Origin of the sequence: Peribacillus sp. NPDC060253 (genome assembly GCF_042727425.1) — a bacterium.
GTDB lineage: Bacteria > Bacillota > Bacilli > Bacillales > DSM-1321 > Peribacillus.
Genome location: NZ_JBHXAS010000007.1, coordinates 17,201 through 36,322, shown reverse-complemented (window position 1 = coordinate 36,322; position 19,122 = coordinate 17,201). Strand labels below are relative to the sequence as shown.

17 protein-coding genes, 1 other RNA gene and 1 pseudogene are annotated in these 19,122 nt (G+C 40.1%); 6 read left to right on the top strand and 13 right to left on the bottom strand.

The features are described 5' to 3' along the window. Positions 1 to 72 precede the first annotated feature (72 nt). The 4 genes from ACFWE9_RS03385 to ACFWE9_RS03370 all read right to left on the bottom strand — a co-directional run bounded on the left by ACFWE9_RS03385 (position 73) and on the right by ACFWE9_RS03370 (position 3,417). A complete protein-coding gene (locus tag ACFWE9_RS03385; RefSeq protein WP_230158978.1) occupies positions 73 to 999 on the bottom strand; it encodes an AEC family transporter in 927 nt (308 codons plus the stop codon). A 155-nt stretch (positions 1,000 to 1,154) separates the two neighbouring features. Next, a complete protein-coding gene (locus ACFWE9_RS03380; protein WP_230159098.1) occupies positions 1,155 to 2,027 on the bottom strand; it encodes a LysR family transcriptional regulator in 873 nt (290 codons plus the stop codon). A gap of 159 nt (positions 2,028 to 2,186) precedes the next feature. Beyond that, positions 2,187 to 2,969, bottom strand: a complete 783-nt coding sequence (gene fdhD / locus ACFWE9_RS03375) for a formate dehydrogenase accessory sulfurtransferase FdhD (RefSeq protein WP_377355634.1) — start codon at positions 2,967 to 2,969, stop codon at positions 2,187 to 2,189. A gap of 85 nt (positions 2,970 to 3,054) precedes the next feature. Further along, the gene (locus tag ACFWE9_RS03370) at positions 3,055 to 3,417 is read right to left on the bottom strand and encodes a Na-translocating system protein MpsC family protein (RefSeq protein WP_230158980.1); all 363 of its coding nucleotides are present in this window, start codon (positions 3,415 to 3,417) and stop codon (positions 3,055 to 3,057) included. 332 nt (positions 3,418 to 3,749) lie between these two features. Here ACFWE9_RS03370 and fdhF point away from each other — a divergent pair, with 332 nt between their 5' ends. Together fdhF and ACFWE9_RS03360 are read left to right on the top strand one after the other, a co-directional pair. Next, positions 3,750 to 6,689: a formate dehydrogenase subunit alpha gene (gene fdhF, locus ACFWE9_RS03365; protein WP_377355587.1), complete on the top strand. Its 2,940-nt coding sequence runs from the start codon at positions 3,750 to 3,752 to the stop codon at positions 6,687 to 6,689. A gap of 20 nt (positions 6,690 to 6,709) precedes the next feature. Then, positions 6,710 to 7,186, top strand: a complete 477-nt coding sequence (locus ACFWE9_RS03360) for a helical membrane plugin domain-containing protein (RefSeq protein ID WP_063233974.1) — start codon at positions 6,710 to 6,712, stop codon at positions 7,184 to 7,186. 238 nt (positions 7,187 to 7,424) lie between these two features. Here ACFWE9_RS03360 and ACFWE9_RS03355 read toward each other — a convergent pair whose 3' ends face one another. Next, positions 7,425 to 8,393, bottom strand: coding sequence for a nuclease-related domain-containing protein (locus ACFWE9_RS03355; protein WP_377355585.1), 969 nt, complete (start codon positions 8,391 to 8,393; stop codon positions 7,425 to 7,427). Between ACFWE9_RS03355 and ACFWE9_RS03350 the strand changes: the two genes are divergently transcribed. Further along, on the top strand, positions 8,379 to 8,615 hold the full coding sequence (locus ACFWE9_RS03350; protein WP_377355583.1) for a hypothetical protein: 237 nt from the start codon (positions 8,379 to 8,381) through the stop codon (positions 8,613 to 8,615). The genes ACFWE9_RS03355 and ACFWE9_RS03350 overlap by 15 nt on opposite strands. A gap of 34 nt (positions 8,616 to 8,649) precedes the next feature. On the opposite strand, the gene ssrA is transcribed toward ACFWE9_RS03350, so the two are convergent. From ssrA to secG, 5 genes are all read right to left on the bottom strand, one after another. Further along, positions 8,650 to 9,011: a transfer-messenger RNA gene (ssrA, locus tag ACFWE9_RS03345) on the bottom strand. A 123-nt stretch (positions 9,012 to 9,134) separates the two neighbouring features. Then, on the bottom strand, positions 9,135 to 9,602 hold the full coding sequence (gene smpB / locus ACFWE9_RS03340; RefSeq protein ID WP_230158983.1) for an SsrA-binding protein SmpB: 468 nt from the start codon (positions 9,600 to 9,602) through the stop codon (positions 9,135 to 9,137). A 66-nt stretch (positions 9,603 to 9,668) separates the two neighbouring features. Further along, positions 9,669 to 12,038, bottom strand: coding sequence for a ribonuclease R (rnr, locus tag ACFWE9_RS03335; RefSeq protein WP_377355581.1), 2,370 nt, complete (start codon positions 12,036 to 12,038; stop codon positions 9,669 to 9,671). A gap of 33 nt (positions 12,039 to 12,071) precedes the next feature. Further along, complete coding sequence (locus ACFWE9_RS03330) at positions 12,072 to 12,818, bottom strand: alpha/beta hydrolase (RefSeq protein ID WP_377355579.1); 747 nt, start codon at positions 12,816 to 12,818, stop codon at positions 12,072 to 12,074. A 145-nt stretch (positions 12,819 to 12,963) separates the two neighbouring features. Continuing rightward, entirely contained in the window at positions 12,964 to 13,197 is a 234-nt protein-coding gene (gene secG, locus ACFWE9_RS03325; RefSeq protein ID WP_063233970.1) for a preprotein translocase subunit SecG, read from the bottom strand. Between the two features lie 176 nt (positions 13,198 to 13,373). Between secG and ACFWE9_RS03320 the strand changes: the two genes are divergently transcribed. Both ACFWE9_RS03320 and ACFWE9_RS03315 read left to right on the top strand, forming a co-directional pair. Then, a complete protein-coding gene (locus tag ACFWE9_RS03320) occupies positions 13,374 to 13,916 on the top strand; it encodes a hypothetical protein (RefSeq protein WP_377355576.1) in 543 nt (180 codons plus the stop codon). Positions 13,917 to 13,971: 55 nt separating this feature from the next. Continuing rightward, positions 13,972 to 14,796 carry a M15 family metallopeptidase gene (locus ACFWE9_RS03315; RefSeq protein ID WP_377355574.1) on the top strand — a complete coding sequence of 275 codons (825 nt, stop codon included), beginning with the start codon at positions 13,972 to 13,974 and terminating at the stop codon, positions 14,794 to 14,796. A 316-nt stretch (positions 14,797 to 15,112) separates the two neighbouring features. On the opposite strand, the pseudogene ACFWE9_RS03310 reads toward ACFWE9_RS03315, so the two are convergent. Both ACFWE9_RS03310 and ACFWE9_RS03305 read right to left on the bottom strand, forming a co-directional pair. Next, positions 15,113 to 15,229: pseudogene (locus tag ACFWE9_RS03310) on the bottom strand (hypothetical protein); the annotation flags it as partial. Positions 15,230 to 15,534: 305 nt separating this feature from the next. After that, entirely contained in the window at positions 15,535 to 16,668 is a 1,134-nt protein-coding gene (locus ACFWE9_RS03305; protein ID WP_377355572.1) for a restriction endonuclease, read from the bottom strand. 847 nt (positions 16,669 to 17,515) lie between these two features. On the opposite strand from ACFWE9_RS03305, the gene ACFWE9_RS03300 reads away from it, so the two are divergent. Further along, the gene (locus ACFWE9_RS03300; RefSeq protein ID WP_377355570.1) at positions 17,516 to 17,740 is read left to right on the top strand and encodes an AbrB/MazE/SpoVT family DNA-binding domain-containing protein; all 225 of its coding nucleotides are present in this window, start codon (positions 17,516 to 17,518) and stop codon (positions 17,738 to 17,740) included. Between the two features lie 134 nt (positions 17,741 to 17,874). Here ACFWE9_RS03300 and ACFWE9_RS03295 read toward each other — a convergent pair whose 3' ends face one another. Next, positions 17,875 to 19,002 carry an Ig-like domain-containing protein gene (locus tag ACFWE9_RS03295; protein WP_377355568.1) on the bottom strand — a complete coding sequence of 376 codons (1,128 nt, stop codon included), beginning with the start codon at positions 19,000 to 19,002 and terminating at the stop codon, positions 17,875 to 17,877. Between the last annotated feature and the right edge of the window lie 120 nt (positions 19,003 to 19,122).

Below are 19,122 nucleotides of genomic sequence, written 5' to 3'. Positions count from 1 at the left end.
TAATCTTCATATTGTTCATAAAGTTTTATAGCAGGAAAAGGGGAAAAAGACTGCCCATTAAGAGCAGTCCAACTAGAATAGAATTTTTGATAGATATACGACCAATGTTACCGTTATACTGCTGAATAAAGTGGACATCAAGACCGTCTGTGCCGCATACTCCGGATGGTTGCCATACTCTAAAGCGAATAAAGCGCTGTTCCTTGATGTTGGAAATGAGCTCGCGATAAATAACCCTTGAGCCACAGTCCCTTCCAAACCAAGCATGTGGATGATCAGGAATGCGATGGATGGTGAGAGTATTAAGCGTCCAATCAAGCTAAGAATAAGCGGAAGTGGGAAATGGGTTATTTTCAAGTAAGCACTCTGTGCCCCCAATGTAATCAGGGCAATGGCTATGAATGCACTCGCGATATTATCAATTGGGGTCCATAAAAACAGAGGAATATCGAAAGAAGCCTCTTGTAATAGGAAACCGAGTAAGAGAGCATAAATGACGGGGTTCTTCAAGAACTCGCGCATGGCACCCTTTGCACTTTTTGTATGAACGGAAACGGAATTCATCAATCCATAGGTATAACTCAATAGATTTTGAAAGATGATCACGATGACTTGGATTGACAGACCTAGAGGATTGGAATGAAAAACCATCTGGCTGACGGGGAGTCCGAAATTGGCTGAGTTATTTAGGACCACACTATTTTTAAACGTGGCAGAAAGACTTTGATCAAACTTCGCGAGTTTGGCAATCACTGTACTCACTATGATGAGACTTCCAGCTTGCAGAGCAAGGAAGCCAAATATTTGGACGATCATTCCCCCACCCATATTACTATGATATATATTGACAAAGCTAATGGCCGGCATGAGCAGGAAGTGATTCAATTTAGATAACGTATTCATATCCAGGTTGAATTTACGATGAAGAATGGCCCCCGCCCCTATAAGGAAAAAGACCGGCACAATGACATTCAATACGATTAGAAACAGGACACTCATTTGACTACCTCTCCATTCCTTAGGCAAACCTCCGTTGATTTACATCTCCCATCTATCATAATGCCGAGAAACCCACAATTAAAATACCAAAAATTTATCGTTACCGATTCAAAAATGGAATGACAAAAAAAAAGCACAGAAGTTTCTGTGCCTTTTTAAATATCCTTCATGAAATCGACGTCCTTGACAAATTGGACAAACTCTTTGACCAGCCTTAATTCCAGCGACTTTTCATGATATAACATCCACGTATTCCTTATAAGCAGATTTCCTTGCTTATCCTTCAAATCCATTTGACGGAGATTTTGGTCTTTCTCCAATAAAACACTAGGAAGGATTCCATATCCCAGTCCATTCCTGACCATTTCTTTGCATGTATCCCCTTTGTCCACTTCCATCCCTACCAAAGGAGGCCCTGAAAAATTGTCTCTCCACCAATTATCGATCATTGTTTTTAAAAGAGCATCTGTCCCATAATCAATCCTCGGCATTGAGGGCAGATCCCGGACTTCGATTTTTTCCTTGGAAGCAATACAAATCGTTTCCTCAAAAAGATGATGCCTTGCCCCTGCCCATTGATAGTCCCCCCTGACAATCCCGACATGGACTTCTTCCTTGTAAATGAGGTTCAATACTTCCTTGCTCCAACCTGTAGTCACATGGAAATCCACTTTAGGATATCGTTCACGAAATAATTTCAAAAGGCCGGGCAATTTATGCAGCGTAATATAGTTGGAAACACCCAACCGTAATGTTCCACTGATCTCCTGACCCATATTGAACGCTGTCTCTTTTATCTGCCGGAGCTTGATCAGCATCTCATCTGCACAGATTGCCAAGTAATCCCCTTGAGGGGTGAATTGGACTCCTCTTGTTCCCCGCTCAACAATTTTTAAATTGAATTCCTTCTCCATTTGTTGAATTCGTTTCGTTAAAGAAGGTTGAGAGATATATAAACTTTGCGCCGTTTTAGTAATATTCTTGTGCTCATGTAACACCTTTAAAATATGCCAATCCCTTTCATTCATAACCCTTCCCCCGATACCGATTTTCCTGTTTGTTTTATTAAACTTACCATAAATGGCATGTTGGTTATATCCTTTTACAAAGTAAAAAAGCCCAAGCCATGCAGGCAAGGACCTTCCCATAATCGCATTCTCTTGCCCATTCAAGCGGGGGATGCTCAGTCATTCATTTAATTGAATTCTCTCTGGGCAAGTATAGATATTCATGGAATCATTACGAATGAATCCGACCGTGGTAATTCCCAATCCTTCAGCCAACTCCAAAGCCAATTCCGTTGGAGCGGATTTCGAGAGTATCAGTTCACAGCCGATCTTCGCCACTTTCAATAGAATTTCCGATGAAATCCGGCCACTGAACACGATGGCTTTTCCTTCTATCGAAATACCATTTTTCAAGCAATGACCATATATTTTGTCCAAAGCGTTATGCCGTCCGATGTCCATCCTGCTCAATACGAGGCCATCGACATCACATAATGCAGCATTATGGACTCCGCCCGTATTCTGAAAGGTGACAGCAGAATTTTGTAAGTCCTTCATCAAGCGGAAGCAATCATTAGGTGTTAGTTTTACCGATACATTATCCATTTTCTTGGCAGTCAACGCATCATTCACAAAGACGAAACCTTGTCTGCTCATCCCGCAGCAAGACGTTATATATCGCTTATTTTGAAAGTCCTGGTAGTAAGGGTTCACTTTATCTGTCTTCACATGAACAAATCCCTCTTTTTCCTGGACCCAGATTTCTTTTATCTCTTCATATTTTTTGATGATGCCTTCAGAAGCCAAATAACCAATCACCATATCTTCGATGTACTCAGGTGTGCAAACCATCGTAACGAATTCCTGGCCATTTATTTTCACTGTAACGGGAAACTCCGTTACGATCGTATCTTCCGTTCGCTTCATGTTGCCTTTGGTTATCCGGATGATATCCCTCTTCATTTCAATCGCTTTCACGTTTCCACTCCCTTTTAATATCCAGGAGCCAATCGACCATTGGTAAGGAACATCGATTTACCATACCTGGTCAATGCCCGTTTAGTTTATCCGCTAAATTCTTATCAAATACAAATACGGAAATCGCTATGTTCTCTTTAACTTTGATGTCTGTAAACAAATGGACCAGATTAGCCCCAACCAGTTCTTCCATTCCATCAGGAGGACTCTCCGAATACACATCCTGAATCATTTTGGTTCGAGCAGAATGGACCATATCCCTTCCTTCCTCTGATCTTGATATGAACATTTCCGTCGGAGTCAAATTCCCATATAATGTAGAAACGGCCATGTTTTCGACGAAAACCGTGTGTATGCGTTCCGGACCTTTCCCGAATAGTTCCTTGCGAAGCTTGCGGATTATATCATTGAATTCATGAATTACTTTTGACAAATTAACCTCACTCCTAATCAAGGAATTTTCTTCTTCTTAATTGTCTTATCATAAATCAACAAAAAACAAAAGGAATTTGGAAGTTGCAGCCCTTATACAGGATTGTTTCTTTCTGGAATTAAAGGTATAATATCAGTGATGAAAGTTGGGTATGCAATATTGTATTGTTGTGTCCCTATCTTTTTCAATACCTATACATAATGGTATGATTGGTATATTGGCAAGTTTTGCTATTAAACTATTCCACCATGACTTACACAACCGTTTTAGAGCTGGAGGTGTAATCATGGTGGTTTTTTTACGTATTTTCAGCTCTAAAAGGGGGATATATTATGAGTGATTCGTATATTACTATAATAATTAATGGGTTGGAGCATACGGCAAAAACCGGATCAACAATCCTTGAAGTTATCAATCAAAATGAGATAGCCCATCCGCAAATTTGTTATGTCCCTGAAGTGGATCCAATCCAAACATGTGACACTTGTATCGTCGAGGTCGACGGAAAGCTCGTCCGATCATGTTCGACAGTGGCAGTGAGCGGCATGGATATTGCCTTGGACTCAAGAAAGGCAAAAGAAGCCCAAACCGAAGCAATGGACCGGATCCTGGAAAATCATTCATTATACTGTACAGTATGTGATAATAATAATGGAAATTGTACACTTCATAACACGGCAGAATTAATGGAAATCGAACATCAAAAATATCCTTATACACCGAAAGTGAAATTGGGTGACGTCGATATGTCCCATCCATTTTACCGCTATGATGCCAATCAATGCATTGCATGCGGGCAATGCGTCGAAGTCTGCCAAAATCTACAAGTCAATGAGACGCTTTCCATCGACTGGGAAGCAGATCGCCCTAGGGTAATCTGGGATGAAGGAACGGAAATCAACAACTCATCATGTGTAGGCTGCGGACAGTGTGTCACCATTTGTCCTTGTAATGCTTTAATGGAGAAATCAATGCTGGGTGAGGCTGGTTTCATGTCAGGTTTGAAAAGCGACATGCTTGAACCCATGATTGACCTTGTTAAAGAGGTGGAACCTGGATACAGTGGGATTTTTGCCATTTCGGAAATTGAAGCGGCAATGCGTGATACAAGGACGAAGAAAACAAAAACGGTCTGTACGTTCTGTGGGGTAGGTTGCACATTTGAAGTTTGGACAAAAGGCCGTAAAATCCTTAAAGTCCAGCCTACTCATGAAGCCCCTGTTAATGCCATTTCCACATGTGTTAAAGGGAAATTCGGCTGGGACTTCGTAAACTCCGAGAAACGCTTGACTAAGCCCCTGATTCGTAAAAATGGGAAATTCGTTGAATCAAGTTGGGATGAAGCACTTGATTTGGTTGCCTCAAAATTTGGTTCGATCAAGCAACAGCACGGCAGTAATTCAGTCGGATTCATTTCTTCATCCAAGATCACGAATGAAGAAAACTATGTGATACAAAAATTGGCACGACAAGTTTTCGAGACGAATAACATCGACAATTGCTCCCGTTATTGTCAATCGCCAGCAACAGACGGATTATTCCGTACAGTCGGAATGGGTGGAGATGCTGGCACGATTAAAGATATCGCAGCGGCAGGACTTGTCATCATCGTCGGTGCTAACCCTGCAGAAGGCCATCCGGTATTAGCAACACGCGTTAAACGGGCCCATAAACTTCATGGTCAAAAACTGATTGTTTCAGATCTTCGGAAAAATGAAATGGCAGAGCGTTCTGATATCTTTATGAGACCAAAGCAAGGTACGGACCAAGTATGGCTTATGGCCGTTACAAAATATATAATCGATCAAGGCTGGCATGATCACGAATTCATCAATGAAAATGTGAATTTCTTCGACGATTATAAAGAGATACTTAAGAAATATACTTTGGAATATGCAGAACAAAAAACAGGAATAACAAAAGAAACACTAATTCAAGTAGCTGAAACGATTCGTGATGCTGACGGGACTTGCATCCTTTGGGGAATGGGTGTAACACAAAACACTGGTGGTTCCGATACTTCCGCTGCAATTTCCAACCTTTTACTAGCTACAGGAAACTACCGCCGTCCAGGAGCTGGAGCGTATCCACTTCGCGGCCATAACAATGTACAAGGTGCTTGTGATATGGGTACTCTTCCAACATGGCTTCCAGGATATCAGCATATTTCTGATGATGCAGCACGGGCTAAATTCGAAAAAGCATATGGAGTAAAAATTGATGGACAACCAGGTATGAACAATATCGAAATGCTTCACGCAATTGAAAAAGGCGATATGAAAGCAATGTACCTTGTCGGTGAGGATATGGCACTTGTCGATTCTGATGCCAACCACGTTCATAACGTATTATCGAGCTTGGATTTCTTTGTTGTTCAAGATATTTTCCTTTCCAGAACCGCACAATATGCAGACGTCGTATTACCAGGAGTACCATCTCTTGAAAAAGACGGAACGTTTACCAATACGGAGCGCCGTGTACAGCGTTTATACCAAGCACTGCCTACTTTAGGAGAAGCTAAAGCAGACTGGTGGATCACCCAAGAGATTGCTAAACGCTTAGGAGCGGATTGGAACTACAAGCACCCTAGTGAAATCTATGCGGAAATGGCAAGCCTCTCTCCACTATTTAGCGGAGCGAATTATGAAGTCCTTGAAGGTTGGAACAGCTTCCTATGGGGAAGCCATGATGGTACCAGCACGCCGCTTCTTTATGTGGATGGCTTCAACTTCCCTGATAAGAAAGCCCGTTTTGCTCTATCTGATTGGGTGGAACCTGCTCAATTCCCAGAGGAATATGATCTTCATATCAACAATGGACGTATGCTTGAACATTTCCATGAAGGAAATATGACGAATAAATCCAAGGGCATTCAATCTAAAGTTCCTGATATATTCGTTGAGGTTTCTCCCGAGCTTGCAAAAGAACGAAAAGTCAGTGATGGCGGACTTGTTCGCTTAGCTTCACCATTCGGAGCCGTTAAAGTAAAGGTTCTGATTACAGACCGAGTACAAGCAAATGAGCTTTTCCTGCCAATGAACTCAGTGGATAAAGACTCAGCCATTAATTTCTTGACAGGCCCTGTGTATGATAACCGTACAAGCACTCCTGCTTACAAACAAACGATGGTCCGCATGGAAGTATTAAGTACAAGCGGAGAAATCCCACTGCCGGGTACCAACCCACGGAATAAAAAACGTCATCCCCAAAATGGTGTTGAGGTTGAACGTAAGTGGGCTCGTCCAGGGTATGTTCACTTAACGGAAAAATAAACAAGGAGGGTGAAAAGGTCATGGCAGCTCCCATTACGGAAATCCATAATCCCATTACTGAGGAAGAAATAAAGCTACAAAAACTAGAAGAACTAAAAACGCTGATCACCAATAATGAAGATGCGTTAAACAATATGTTTAAAATTGTCAATGAACTGAATGACTCAGGAGTATTCGAAGCCGCGACCTCCATGCTTCAAGGAAAAGAACAAATTGCAAAAATCGCGCTTCAACAAGTCACAAGACAACCTGTAACAAACCTGATCAATACCCTTATGGGTGCAACAGGAGCCTTGATGAACGCCGATGCCGCACAATCCACGAAACTGCTAAACAGTGCACTGGCAGGAATCGATGAAGGAAACAAATTCCTCCAGGCCGATAAGAAAATCGGCGTGTTGGATTTAATGAAAACGTTGAATGATCCCGACATAAACCGGGCAATAGGTTTTGGCGTCCACTTCCTAAAGGGAATGGGTAAGGAATTGAAAGAATAGAGTTGGAATCTGCACTAAACATGGTAAGGAATATCAAAAACAGTCCAGCTAGAAATCTTACTTACCATTCAAGAATGTCCTTTGAGCCAAAGTTCAGGAAGAAATTAACCATCGGTGCATCCACCGTAGATTGGATGATTCATACGTTGGAGGAAACATTCTCTTCTTTAACAGAAGATATAATTAATAAAGTATAATTTTGAACAGAGGTTGACTCCTAAGGGTCAACCTCTGTTTTTTACTCATTAAAAAAAAGGCTGTACACCCTCCCCTTATTCGCACCACGGCCTGTCAGATTCAATGATTGCAAAATCCTCGTTGCACTGGATGAGGAGGAAATGTTTAAAAAATCCCTCAACTGCCGATTCGTTATAGTCGAGCCTATTAGATAAAAATAATCTCGTAAAGCCTGGATATGTGCATCTTTACTGAATAGTTGGCATTGATTGCAAAACCATGTGCTATGCCTTCTAAATAACTGATTCCCCTTACAATTCTCACATATCACTCCCTTGATAAGTTCTTCTTCGGTAAGATTGTATCGTTCCAGAATGGAAGAGGCGGCTTCGATATGATGCTTATTTATAATCCGAACTACTTTCTTTAAGTCTTTTTCACCTAAAATGGAACCTGTAATGGAATCCTCCATTACGTTGATTCTTGAGGGCAACACATCGGGATGGATAACTTTGTAATGGAGTTTACGGTTTTCAGGAGAAGTACGAATGATCGTTTGGGGATTACTGATAACAACCAAAGAAAGGATAGGTAGTGAGGGAAAGCCATTTTTCAAGAACCAATTCTTCAACTGTGATTCCTGGCGGCTGACTTGAATGAGGGGATCTGGAAAAGCCGTCTCTTTTCCATCTTTCGTTCGAATGAGCTGATTGAAATGCGAATCAAAATAAATCATGCCAGCTATATTCTTCACTTCAATAATAAGGGCAAATTTCTTCGAGATTAATAAGGTATCCAGTTGAAAAAAACGGGATTGCTCCTGCAGCCTTAAATCGTGGAAGATAAAGTATCTTTTCGAATCAAGAAAGCTTAGCGGAAAGTCAATGGACTTTTCCCCTTTATAGCCCGCTTCCCTTTTATTGAGATCATTCATGATTGAGGAGATTTTAGGATGATTCGGAGGAAGCCTGCGCACTAAAGCACGTAATTTAAGGATAGTAAGGGGGACTTTTCGTTGTTTTACAATCAATTTTCATCACTCCAATCTTGGTTTCTCCCAATTGATTCTACACTAGCAAGGAATATTCCTTTAATGGAAAGCGATATTACCGATTATCTTCGAAAAATGGAGGTATATCTCCGAATTCAGCCATATATCAACGAAAATGGAGATATATCATCTAAAAATCCTGGTATATCTACGAATTATTCGATATATCGATTTTTCGACAAAAGCAAACGAATTGATTGAAAAAAAACAAATAAAAAACCACCAATATATGTATTGGTGGAGACGGTGGGAGTCGAACCCACGTCCAGACATAACGGCACTTAAGCTTCTACGAGTGTAGTCGATATATTCGCATTTCGCGAACTCATTAGCCTATCGACAGGCGGCAGAGCAGCTAGTCTGATTGGTCTCTTCCTTCATCCTCAGACGGTGGATTCCGGCGTATCCCACTTAGAGTGAGTCCCTTACCCTACCACGTGGGCCATGGAGGGAGGAACAGCTAACGACTGTTGTTACGCAGCGAAAGCTAGGTTGTTGTTTTGTTTGCCAGTTATAGGCGTTGACGTTTTAACGAGGCCGATCCCCTCGACTCGCAACTTAAGCTCGAACTATCCCTGTCGAATCCGTAACGTCCCCATGATTGAAATGGAGCGTACGAGAGAAGAATAGTCAGCAAGTTGGCTGATATTCAATTGTCATCGGTACAGGTTTAATTATAACAGATTGCTTCAAAAAATCAATTGTAAGGTCTTGGCAGTTCTACATCTTCTGACGATCACGGAAAGCACGTTCAATATCACGTTTTGCTTCCTTCTTCTTCAGGTCATCACGCTTGTCATATTGTTTCTTCCCTTTTCCAATTCCAATTAAAACTTTGGCAAAGCCATTCTTTAAATACATTTTCAACGGGACGATGGTATAACCTGTTTCCTTTGTTGTACCGATCAATTTACTGATTTCTTTCTTATGCAAAAGAAGCTTCCTTGTCCGCAACGGGTCATGGTTAAACTGGTTTCCCTGCTCATAAGGACTGACATGCATATTATGAAGATAGATTTCACCATTTTCTATTTTAGCAAAGGCATCCTTCAAATTCACTCGGGCCGCGCGGATTGCCTTGATTTCGGTCCCTTTCAAAACGATGCCTGCTTCAAATGTTTGTTCAATGAAGAAATCATGATATGCTTTTTTATTTTGTGCTAGTTGTTTACCTGAGCCTTTTGGCATCGTACTCTCCCCTTTTTACATCCAATCGCGGTGAGAGGAGGAATGAATCATCCCCTCACCTCAATCTTATCTCTTTTTAGGTTTTCTCTTGCGCTTGGCTGCCGGCGCATTTTCGAAGAATTTTTTCTTCTTTTTCGGTTTTTTATCGGAAGAAGGCGCATCTCCATTGCGGTTACCTCCGCGGCCGCCGCCTTTCCCTTCGTTACGTCCACCATTGCCACCACGGCCCCGTTTACGTTCACCTGAATTGGCCTTGAATATTTTCTTCTCGCCAGATGGACGCGGACGGCTTACCTTCATGCCAATAATTTCAAAATCGATGGCGCGTTCTTCTTTATTGACGTTGGAAACACGTACGTTGATCTCATCGCCAATCCTGAACACATTACCTGTGCGTTCCCCGATCATTGCAAGCTGACGCTCATCGAAGCGGTAATAATCATCCGTCATGAAGCTGACATGGACAAGTCCTTCAATGGTGTTTGGCAGCTCGACGAACATTCCGAAATTCGTAACGGATCCAATGATCCCGGTATATTCTTCTCCGATTTTATCAAGCATATATTCCGCTTTCTTCAAATCATCGGTTTCCCGTTCGGCATCGACGGAGCGGCGTTCACGTTTCGATGTATGATCGGCAATATCAGGTAAAATGGCATTCCATTTCTCTTTCGTAGCCTCATCGAGTTTCCCTTCCACCAAATAGGTCCTGATCAACCTGTGTACGATCAAATCGGGGTAACGGCGAATCGGCGATGTGAAATGTGTGTAAAACTCAGCTGATAATCCAAAGTGGCCTAAGCTCTCCGGATCATATTTCGCTTGTTGCATTGAACGAAGCATAACGGTGGATATGACCGTTTCTTCCGGCTTACCGGATACTGCCTCGATGATTTCCTGTAACGCCTTCGGATGAACATCATTGGCCGATCCTCGTACAATATACCCGAAGTTCGTGATGAATTCAAAGAAACGCTGCAGCTTTTCCGGTTTGGGATCTTCATGAATACGGTAAATGAACGGTACTTTAAGACGGTTGAAATGCTCTGCAACGGTTTCATTAGCCGCAAGCATGAATTCTTCAATCAGCTTTTCCGCAACCGATCTTTCCCGTAAAACAACATCAGTCGGATGTCCCTCTTCATCTACGATAACTCTTGCTTCATTGAAGTCAAAGTCGATTGCACCGCGGTTCATCCGATTTTTACGAAGAATGGCCGCTAGCTTCTCCATATCCTGGAACATCGGCACTAACGCTTCGTAACGTTCGAGCTGTTCTTCATCTTTTTCCACAAGAATTTTGTTCACATTTCCATATGTCATCCGTTCCGTCGTTTTAATGACACTTTCAAAAATCTCATGGTTGACGACTTGCCCACTTGGCGTGATCTCCATCTCACAAGACAGTGTAAAGCGATCGACTTGTGGGTTCAAAGAACAAATCCCATTTGATAAACGATGCGGAATCATCGGAATGACCCTGTCCACCAAATAAACGCTCGTTCCTCTTTCAAGAGCTTCCTTATCGATCGGTGAACCTTCCGTTACATAATGGCTGACATCGGCAATATGTACACCCAACTTGTAATTGCCATTTTCAAGCTTCGAAACCGTAACGGCATCATCCAAATCCTTCGCGTCCGCTCCATCAATCGTTACCAAAACATCATTCCGCAAATCCCTGCGGTTGCCTATTTCACTTTCTTCAATGGTATCCGAAACGGCATTGGCTTGATCCATGACGTCCTCTGGGAACTCCATCGGCAAGCCATATTTATGGATCACGGAAAGAATATCCACACCAGGGTCATTCTTATGTCCAAGAATTTCAATGACTTCACCTTCAGCACTTACGCGTCCTTCAGGATAAGAAGTAAGCTTGACGACAACCTTATGGCCCTCTACCGCTCCATGTGAAGCATGCTGCGGAATGAAGATATCGCTTGCGATCTTTTTGTCATCAGGGATGACAAAACCGAAGCTTTTACTTTCAGAGTATGTACCCACCACTTGTGTAATTCCGCGTTCAAGGATTCTGATGACAGTACCTTCTTGTCTCGATCCTGATGTCTCTGAAGATACACGGACCATGACGATATCTCCATGCATCGCTGTACCCGTTTCATTTGGCGGGATGAATATATCATCCATTCCTGGATTATCTTCAGGTGTCACAAAAGCAAAGCCTTTTGCATGCCCCGTTAATTTACCGCGAAATAAATTCATTTTTTGCGGCAGGCCATAACGATTGCTTCTCGTTCTGACGACCAAACCCTTTTCCTCCATCTTAACTAACGCCTTAACGAAATTCTTGAAGTCTGCCGAGTCTTCGATTTTCAAAGCCTCTTCAAGCTCTTGTACGGTTAATGGCTTATATGCTTCGTCGGTCATATACGTCAGAAGCTTATTAATGTGTTCTTGAATGTTATCTTCCATAAAAACCCTCCTATTCAGGGTATGATAATTTTGTTATTCGGACCAATCCAGACTTTCTAAAAATTCTAATACATCTTCATGCAATTGGTTACGTTCTTTATCAAGAGTTATGACATGACCGGATTCTTCATACCACTTGAGCTTTTTGACAGGTGACTCAATGGCGTCGATAATAATATCGGCACTTTTCGGATTGATGACATCATCATGCCGCCCTTGAACGACAAATGTCGGTGCATAGACTAGATCGACATGCTCCCTTACATCCGTTATCAATTCCTGAAGGGCTTTTAATGTATTCATAGGTTTATTAGCGAAGTGGTCCATTTCCAGCTCTATTTGCTCTGGTGTTTTTCCTTCATACTTCTTAAATTCTCTGGCGTACTCCAAAACTCCTTTATACATCATTTCTTCACTTTTGATATACATAGGCGCACACATTGATACGATACCCTTTATAGGTACAGTGTAACCTAATTTAAGAGAAAATACGCCTCCTAAAGAGAGTCCTGCAACAGCAATTTCTTCATGGCCTTTGCTTTTTAAAAAATCATAGGCCATCATGACATCTTTCCACCAATCAGTTGGACCCGTTTCCACTAACTCCTCTGGCGGCACACCATGGCCTTTATAGTGCGGGGCATGGCACGTATATCCATGCTTCTCCAGGTGGCGCCCAAGCATCCGTACATCAGCGGAATTTCCCGTAAATCCATGTAATAGTAAGACAGCTCTTTTTCCGCCTTCAAAAGTAAAGGGCTGCTGCAGCTTGATTTTCATGATTATAAGCTCCTTTATCAGTAAATAGCATCCAAAAAAATCTTTCCCTATCCTATCATTAAGTACTAAAATTACTATATCTATTCATACAACTATTGTGCAAAGAAAAGAGCCTAGCTATTTAGCTAGACTCATTTTTGATCCATTACACATCAAAGAATGCAACAAGTAAAGTTAAAGCAAAGAATAAAATGGCTAATACTATCGTTGCCCGGTGTAAAACAAGATCTAAACCGCGTGCTTTTTGCTTTCCGAATAGCTGCTCAGCACCGCCGGCTATCGCACCTGATAAACCTGCACTTTTACCTGATTGAAGTAATACCGTCACAATAAGGGCGATACTGACAATCACTAAAAGCGTTATGAGAAATGCATGCATGCAATTACACCTCCTGAAGAACCATAAACATTTACTTTAACTTTACCACACACACTAAATATCTACAATCTTTGTTATACTGTAATGGTAAGAATTCCTAAACATCCATAGTCATTGATTTCTTTTTGAATAAAAATTTGAGATACTTTACATAAAGAGAAGAAAGAGGTGTCACCATGTTTAAGTCCATACTTCGGATTCTTGATCTCCTGACCATCCTATTCTCGGCGGTTGCCGGATATTCTTTATGGACAGGCGGAAGCAATCTTATAAGTGTCTTATTAATCATCCTATCACCGCTTTTATTGCTGCTTGCAAAGTATCACGGAAATCGATACTTATTATTTGCTGCATATATCACGACAACCGTTTATTTTACTGCTATTATTTATAATGGACTTTCCAATAGCGGTATCGATTTTTTCCAATCCAGCTTCAATGTCCTCCTAATCGGGGCAGCAGCCGTCTTGCTGAGCATCATAGCAGCGGTCATTGGGTTTGGGACAAATACCCTTACGATTCTTTGGTTATCTCTTCATGCCCTGGTCACATTCGAGACAATCAGAATGTCATCTGGTTTCCTTTCACATTTTTGGTCAGATCCCGTCGTGGAAACCGCAATCCGAAATGATTATCCTTTTTTGTTGATGGTCATCTGGATTGGCTTATTTCTGGATAAATATCAAAGTGAATTAACAAGGGATTACTTATCACGATAATCTTTCAAAACTACCTTTATTGGAAATCTTATATTAAAAGCAAGGGGCCTTCCATATGTTAAAATCTGTATTTGCAGCAACTGCTCTATCATCCTTCATTCTATTGTCCGGATGCTCATTCGACCAATCAAACGAGGATAAAAAAGAGCCAAAAGAAGAACAGCCGAGCTCCCAGAATACGGAGACAGAAACTGATAAGAATAATGATTCAAAAGAAACGACCCAACGCCAGGTAGAAGTTGATGAAACGGTTAAACCCGCACAGGATGGACTTCAGACATTAGCCAACCCGAAAAGCATACCTGTACTTGTCAATAAACAATACAGCCTGCCGGAAGATTACAAACCTGATGACCTTATCTATCCAAAAGTGGATTTCATCTTTCAAGATAAAATTGAAAAAAGAATGATGCGAAAAGAAGCGGGAGAGGCACTTGAAGAGTTGTTCCAAGCTGCCGAAAACGAAAACATGCACTTTGCCGGTGTTTCCGCTTACCGTTCACATCAAACGCAAATCGCTGTCTTTAACAACTATGTGGCTAAAGACGGGGAAGAAAAAGCGAGAACCTACAGTGCAATGCCTGGGACAAGCGAGCATGAAACAGGTCTAGCGATTGACGTCACGACCCATGACGGTGCATGTGCCGCCCAGGACTGCTTCGGTGACACGAATGAAGCCGCCTGGCTTGCTGAACACGCCCATGAATACGGATTTATCATCCGCTATCCAGAAGGCAAGGAAAACATCACAGGCTATAAATACGAACCATGGCACATCCGCTATGTCGGTGTTGATGCTGCAACTGAAATTTTTGAAACGAAGAGTACATTAGAAGAATACTATAATGCCGTTCCAGTAGAAGCTGTGTCGGATAATTAAAAAAAGGTGCCCAGATGCGGCACCTTTTTTTGTCTGAAATGTATTAATCAAACGTTTGATTAAATGGCTTAAACCACGCTACTTTGGTAGCGTTACCGCTGCTAAAATCTAGTAAAAGTTGTAATTATCATGTTAATGATAGTTAGATATGTTCCATTAAAAATAGGGACTGACTAATATGAATGCAAGCCTCAAACGTCCTTACTTTCCACCCCTACGTATACATAAAAAACCTCCCATTCAAAATGTGGATTACCACATTGAATGGGAGGTGCTCACTCCATCCGCTTCTCGTCAGAAGCTGGCTTTGCAGTGATTACTTCTTCAAGTTATAGAAAGATTTCAAGCCTGCATATACAGCCAAGTCACCAAGCTGATCTTCGATGCGAAGAAGTTGGTTGTATTTAGCGATACGGTCTGTACGGGACATGGAACTTCAATAAAAACATGATAATATCAACGTTCATTAATTTTTTCTTCCTATTATATATGTAGTTGTATTACTTAATTCGAACAAAGCTATCTTTATCAACTCAAGCTATGTACAACTTAAATCAAATTATAACATAACTTGTATATTAAAATAACCAAAAAGAGGTAAAATGGCATTTGAATTAATAAATAAATTAGATTATGAAAGCGGATATGTTATAGCCGAATACCGTATCTAACCACTTTCAATTGATCATATTACACCCTGTTATTTCCAATACTCTATTCTATTTCTAATTAACCTTCTTACTCTCCTTCAAAATAAGAGAAGTCCACTTCTTTAACAACAAATTTTTTCTTTATACTTACACCAATATCATTTTCAATCATTAACCTAGCTAATCTTTTACCATCTATTAAAATTATTTTTTTACTCTCAAGACGGTCAGCATATTCTTCTGCACCTTTAGTAAAATTCGATGTAGTAATGAATATACCTTTCCTAGCACCTTTAGCGTCTAATGCTCCAGAAAAACTCATAACATCTGGTCTACCGACTGAATTCTCCCACTTCTTGGCTTGAACGTAAATATTATCAAGACCCAGCTTGTCTTCCTTTATTACACCGTCTAAACCACCATCATTTGTCTTCTCAGTAACTTGACCATCACCATACCCCATTGCAGTAAGAAGCTCAATAACAATTGTTTCTAGTCTTCTCCAGTGAGCTTGCTTAAGATGTTCAATTAAATCGCAAATAAGATCGCTTTCAATCTCTTCTACTTTATCTCGTATAATATCAAATGGGTCTATAACATTTTCAAGTTCATTGATTTCTTCTTTTACGTCTTCAAAATCATCGGTCAATAATTGTAAACCATCTTCTGTGATTTGGTACGTGTATTTACTTATTTCTTCAATATATTCTTGTTTCTTTAATGAATATCTAGCCAGTCTCATTCTATGCGAGAATATATATTCTTTTCTGTCTGGATAATTTATGTTCTTTTGTTCATCAGTTAAGGAAAAGTGTCCTGCAACTCCTTCATTTATCATTGTAGTAGTGTATGGCTTTATATCATTAATAAATTTTAAAATCGCCATTGCAAGTTCTTTTTGACTAGGTATTGAATTAGCTAACGTTTTCACATCTAAGTCGACCACATGTTTCCTTTTCGTCAATTCTTTTAGAATTTGAGAGTTTTTTGGTACGCCATTCTTTTTACATATCTCAAGTATTTCATTGCTTGTATATCCATACTCGCTCATTTCTTTTATTATTGAAAGAACCTTAAAGGACTCTTCATTAAAATACTTATTTATACCATCATATTGCACAGGAATAAACTGCTTGAAAATTTTTATCCATCTTCTTCCGTTTGCTTCTGACCAACCAACTTTGTTGGATAGTGCTTTTTGGGTCATAAAATTGGGGTTCAAAACGACATATCAGCTCCTTTCTCTTCTAGTTATATTTTACCATTTCCCTTTTATTACTGATATCACTTTAAAAAATCAGGAGCGATTTTGTGGCATTAATCAGAATTAGTCAATCAAGGACTTAGAATAGTGTTCAAAGACAAGGGACTTCTATAAACAAAAACGAGGGGAACTAGGATATCTACCTAATTCCCCTCGTTTCGTTTCATCAATTCGAAGCCTGTATGAAAAAGACTAAGCTTTCACTTATTCCCATAATTTGTTTTCTTTTCACATATACGGTGGATAGTAGCTCCAAGGTACTCTAGATGACGTTGGTCTATAACAACTAGCATCCCATTGTAATCTATCCGACACACGCTGTCTGATTTCATCGTATTTATTCTTTATTTCATCCAAAGCAATAATAATCGCTATATTCAACAGAGTACCTCCAATTGTGGGGTATCCAGCTTGTCCATGTAACGATGAATTTCTCCAACCGTAAATTACATAAAAAGGATTTTGAGAATCGTCTATTCCCTCTATATCCGACCGTATGCTTGTTAATTTATCTTTCAAGTACTGACTTGCGACATTATCATATAACAGAGATAACAAATCACCTAAGCTATTTACCCTCTTTTTCCCCCTTCGTGTGAATACGTATACCTATTACCCTTCCATTGTGCTTTACCTGTCTTTGATCGCTTGATATCACCAAACAACCTATTCCGCTTCTGGATAAGATATTAGGCATTAACACGCTTTCTTTGATCCACTATCTCAATACTCCCTGCATATTCGTGCATTAACACAAGAGAGTAACCAACAACAATGTTATAATCCCTGTAGGCAGGTGATTTAATTGGAGAGAAAGATCGTGAAGGTCGGTAACTCATTGGGTGTAATAATTCCTGCTATATATCTTGAAGAGTTAGGTGTAACCCATAAGGACACAGTAGAGATGGAGTTCAACCAAGAGTTGCAGACACTAGTCATTAAAAAAGAGAAAACGACACCCAATAACAACTACCTTGAGCAAGTTATTAAGCGTGTCGTTGACGGTTACCTTAAGGAAAAAGGTTTATGAAAGAGATGTGAACGCATCTCTTTTTTTAATCTGTCTCAACTTCTTAATATAACACCGTTAACATCTGCCAGAAATTTGTCTCCTTTTATAAACAAAAAGCCGAGATATGAAATCCCGACTCTTTCTCATTTAACTTAATGTTTTACCACTTTAGTAGTTGCCTTAGAACTAGTATTACCTGCCTTATCCTTTGCAGTTATAGAAAGTGTAGTTCCTTTTTTCTGTGCTTTAATCTTGACTGAGTAGTTACCCTTAGACGTTGCTTTTCCTGAACCAAGGGATTTACTTCCTACCTTCACAGTTACAGTTGAATTTGCTTCTGCTTTTCCAGTTACAACTTTATCATTATCATCTACTTTCTTTACTGTTGGCTTGCTTGGTGCGACAACGTCCACAACAGTTACCGATGCACTTGAACTCACATTCCCTGCACTATCTTTAGCTGTGATCGTCAATTTAGTTCCTGCTTTTTGAACAGCTATTTTAATAGAGAATGTTCCTTTAGATGTTGCCTTTGCAGAACCTAACACTTTGCTTCCATTTTTAACAGTAACTGTAGAACTAGCCTCTGCTTTTCCTGTTACTACTTTGTCGTTATTATCAACCTTATAAACAGTTGGCTTAGATGGTTTAACATCATCTACAAATCCAGTTGCGATAGCATACATGTCATCACTTGTATTATTATCAATATCGTCTACATTATCTCGGTCGTAAACACCTACATAGTATGTGCCTTTTTTAACATCATACCCTCTATATTCAACGCCATCTTCATATTCGCTACCTAGATATTTTAAGTTACTATTTTCAACATAGTCTTTTTGTACTGCTGCAAATCCTAGATCAATAGCATATGAGAATGCTGTTCCTGCTACAAGCAAAAATCCATCACTAGGAACGACCACTTTAGAAAAATCTACATCATACAAAGGAAGCAATCTTCCAATTGTTGGTTTTTCGTATGACGAGTTATCTGCTGAAGCAAAGTCGTTATTGTACTCAACTTCAAAAATATAGTCATCATCACTCATTTTACTATAACCCTTGCCTGACTTTGATTGTGAACCTTTTACTTCTTTTTCAAGTTGATTAAACGTTTTAGAATCCACTAAACCTTTTGGAAGTGGTTTTTCAACCTGACCTTCAATAGCCTTCTTCATCAACTCGTTTTCATTTCCCTCTGCCTTAACTGTGCCTACCGATAATGATGAAGCAAATAGACCTACAGCAACCAATGACAAAATACCTTTATTAAGCACAATTTTCCCCCTTTATTTCGTTATAACGAACCATTTACTTTTCCTATGCTAATACATAAGTACCTAAATTACCATAAATTTCTTTATCTTTATTTTGACAAAAAATGCATGACAAAAACC